General features: G+C 69.1%; 3 protein-coding genes and 1 pseudogene (1 of these 4 only partly in view). 2 read left to right on the forward strand and 2 right to left on the reverse strand.

What is annotated here, in order from left to right:
- Positions 1 to 416, reverse strand: a 416-nt coding sequence (locus QZV94_RS20040) for an alpha/beta fold hydrolase (RefSeq protein WP_293680982.1), incomplete at its 3' end; no start/stop codon positions are given.
- Between the two features lie 161 nt (positions 417 to 577).
- Positions 578 to 1,159 carry a hypothetical protein gene (locus QZV94_RS20045; protein ID WP_293680985.1) on the reverse strand — a complete coding sequence of 194 codons (582 nt, stop codon included), beginning with the start codon at positions 1,157 to 1,159 and terminating at the stop codon, positions 578 to 580.
- Positions 1,160 to 1,402: 243 nt separating this feature from the next.
- On the opposite strand from QZV94_RS20045, the gene QZV94_RS20050 reads away from it, so the two are divergent.
- Together QZV94_RS20050 and lon are read left to right on the forward strand one after the other, a co-directional pair.
- Positions 1,403 to 1,804: an Hsp20/alpha crystallin family protein gene (locus tag QZV94_RS20050; protein ID WP_293680988.1), complete on the forward strand. Its 402-nt coding sequence runs from the start codon at positions 1,403 to 1,405 to the stop codon at positions 1,802 to 1,804.
- A gap of 5 nt (positions 1,805 to 1,809) precedes the next feature.
- Positions 1,810 to 2,688: pseudogene (gene lon / locus QZV94_RS20055) on the forward strand (endopeptidase La); its annotated part runs 1,302 nt beyond the window's last position; the annotation flags it as partial.

The following is a 2,688-nucleotide window of genomic DNA, read 5'->3' on the forward strand; positions in this document are numbered from 1 at the left end:
GCGGCGCACCGCTCCGGAAAGCGGAATATGAAGTCCTGCGAGATGTTGCCGCCCATCGACTGCCCCACCAGAGCGACGCGCGGCGCGTCCAGGTGATCGAGCAGGGCGGCCAGGTCCTCGGCGGCGCGCCACGCCGTGAACGGCTCCGCCGCCGGCCTCGACAGCCCGTGCCCGCGGACGTCCCAGCGAAGCATCCGGTAGCGCCGCGTGACCGCCCCGACCTGATCGTCGAACATGCTGTGGTCCGTGAACGCGCCCGGCGTGAACACCACCAACGGCGCGTCCTCCGGCCCCTCGAGCCAGTAGCTGAGGCGGCAGCCGGCATGTTCGAACGTTCTGCGATCGGGCCCCAGGGTCATTGCCGCGTCACCCCATCGGAAGTTCCCGCCCGAGACGGTCCACGCCGACCGCGCCACGGCGCCCGATATCCACGAGCTACTCCAGTAAGATGGCGCGCCGGGCACGATTCGAACATCCGCCCCCGGTCGCCCGGCGCGGCCCCCAGGATGTAGCGGTTGAGAGACAAGATGGCGGGCCAGGCGACCCCAGTCCGCGCCGACGTCGCTCGCTCCGGCGATTAGCCGTCGGTCCCGTCATCCTGATCCGCGTCCCGCGCCGACTGTACGGCCTTGTCAGCGGCTTCCACGGCGGCGTTGGCCGCCGCCTTCGCCGCGGCGATGGCCTTCGCCGTGGCGGTCCGATCGGCGTCTGCCGCGGCCTTGGCGGCGGTCGCTGTCTTGGCGACGGCTTCGGCAGCGGCCGCCGCAGCGCGGTCCGCCGCTTCGAAGGCGACCTGCGCGCTCGACCGGCTATCGGCCCCCGCTTGCCGATAGGCATCCTTCGTCGCGTCCGCCGCGCCCGTGGCGGCGCGCTGCGCCTCCTGGGCGGCGACCTGCGCTGCAGCCCAGGCTTCCGCCGAGCCCGCCTTCATCGCCTCTCGGGTTCTCTCCGCGTTTCGCACCGCCGAATCGACGGACGCCCGGGTCGACGCCCGCACCTTGTCGACCTCGGCACGGGCGCGCGCCGCCGTGGCCTCGGCTTCGGACTTCACCGTCGTGGCGGCGGACTTTCCGGCCTTGATCGGGTCAGGGCCGTCGCAAGCGGCGAGCGCGCCAGCGCCAATGACCATCGAGGCGATGAGCAGAGACTTGATTGACATGGGTGACCCTCAATGGCCGCGCAGGTTTGCAGGACTGTCAGCCATGCTCCGCCAAAGGGTGCGGACGGGCCTTGATTCAGATCACTCGACGTGGGGCCAAGGCCAGCGCACCGCATCGAGCGCCGCGTGTAGAGGCCAGGCGCAAGCGCTTTTCTCCAGACAGGATCTCAGCGCCTCGCAGGCTTGATGGTGGTCAATCCGGCGTCTCGGGTGTTGTGTCATTGAGCCGCCCTGGAGAGAACCATGAACGATCGCCGAGAATGGATGTGGGCGAACGCCCTGGATGCGCTCGTGCGCGCCGAGCGCCTTCACCAGCAGCTCTTCCGTCCGGCCGGCGCGCAGATGCGCACTGCGAACTGGGAGCCACCGCTGGACATCCTCGAGACCGATCAGGAGGTCCTCGTGGTGGCGGCCCTGCCGGGCGTGCCGCCGGACCAGGTGACGGTGCGGATCGAAGGCTCCGATCTGACAATCGCAGGGGAACGGCCGATCCCGCCGGTGCTACGCACGGCGGTGATCCACCGCATGGAGCTGCCGCAGGGACGGTTCGAACGTCGGGTCCAGCTACCCCACGGCCTGTACCACTCGCCGGCCGTCCGGGTTGCGGATGGGTGCCTGATCATCAGCCTCAGCAAGGCCGGGTGAACGACATGTCCGAAATCAGCACATCCGCCTCGCCGGCCAACACCTCCGCTGCGTCTGTCAGCCCTCCAAGCGACGCCTTCATCGTCCTGCCCATGCGCAACCTCGTGCTGTTCCCTGGCGTGGTTGCTCCCGCGATGGTCGGACGGCCCAGCTCCGTTGCGGCCCTCCAGCAGGCGGTGCGCGAGCAGCGCCAGGTGCTCATCGTCCTGCAACGCGATCCCTCGGCCAACGACCCCGACCAGGCAGGCCTTCACGAGATCGGCGTATTGGCCAACATCCTGCGGTACGTCACCACGCCCGATGGAGCGCACCACCTGATCTGCCAGGGGGCGCAGCGGTTCAGGATCACGGAACTGCTGTCCGGCTGGCCATATCTGGTGGCGCGCGGCCTGGCGCTGCCTGAGCCGACGTCGAACAGTCCGGAGATCGAGGCCCGCTTCCACAATCTCAAGCGCCAGGCCCTCGAGGCGGTGGCGCTGCTGCCCCAGGCTCCGGAAGAACTGGGTCAGTCCATCCAGGCCATCGAGGCCGCCGGCGCACTGGCGGACGTGACTGTCTCCTACATGGACGCCAAGCCGGAGGAGAAGCAGGATATCCTGGCCGCGATTGATCTGAAGGAGCGGCTTACCAAGGCTTCGAAGCTGCTGGGTCACCGCCTGGAGGTCCTGCGGGTCTCCGCCGAGATCGGGCGGCAAACCCAGGAAGCCTTCAGCCAGCGACAGCGTGAAGCCGTGCTGCGCGAACAGCTTGCCGCCATCCAGCGCGAACTCGGCGAAGGCGAAGGCCCAGGGCAGGAGATCGCCGATCTCGAGATCGCGATCGACAAGGCGGCGATGCCTCCGGAAGCGGACGCTCAGGCTCGCAAGGAACTGCGGCGCCTGCAG

The sequence above is a fragment of the uncultured Phenylobacterium sp. genome, from assembly GCF_902826855.1.
In the GTDB taxonomy this organism is placed as follows: Bacteria; Pseudomonadota; Alphaproteobacteria; order Caulobacterales; family Caulobacteraceae; genus Phenylobacterium.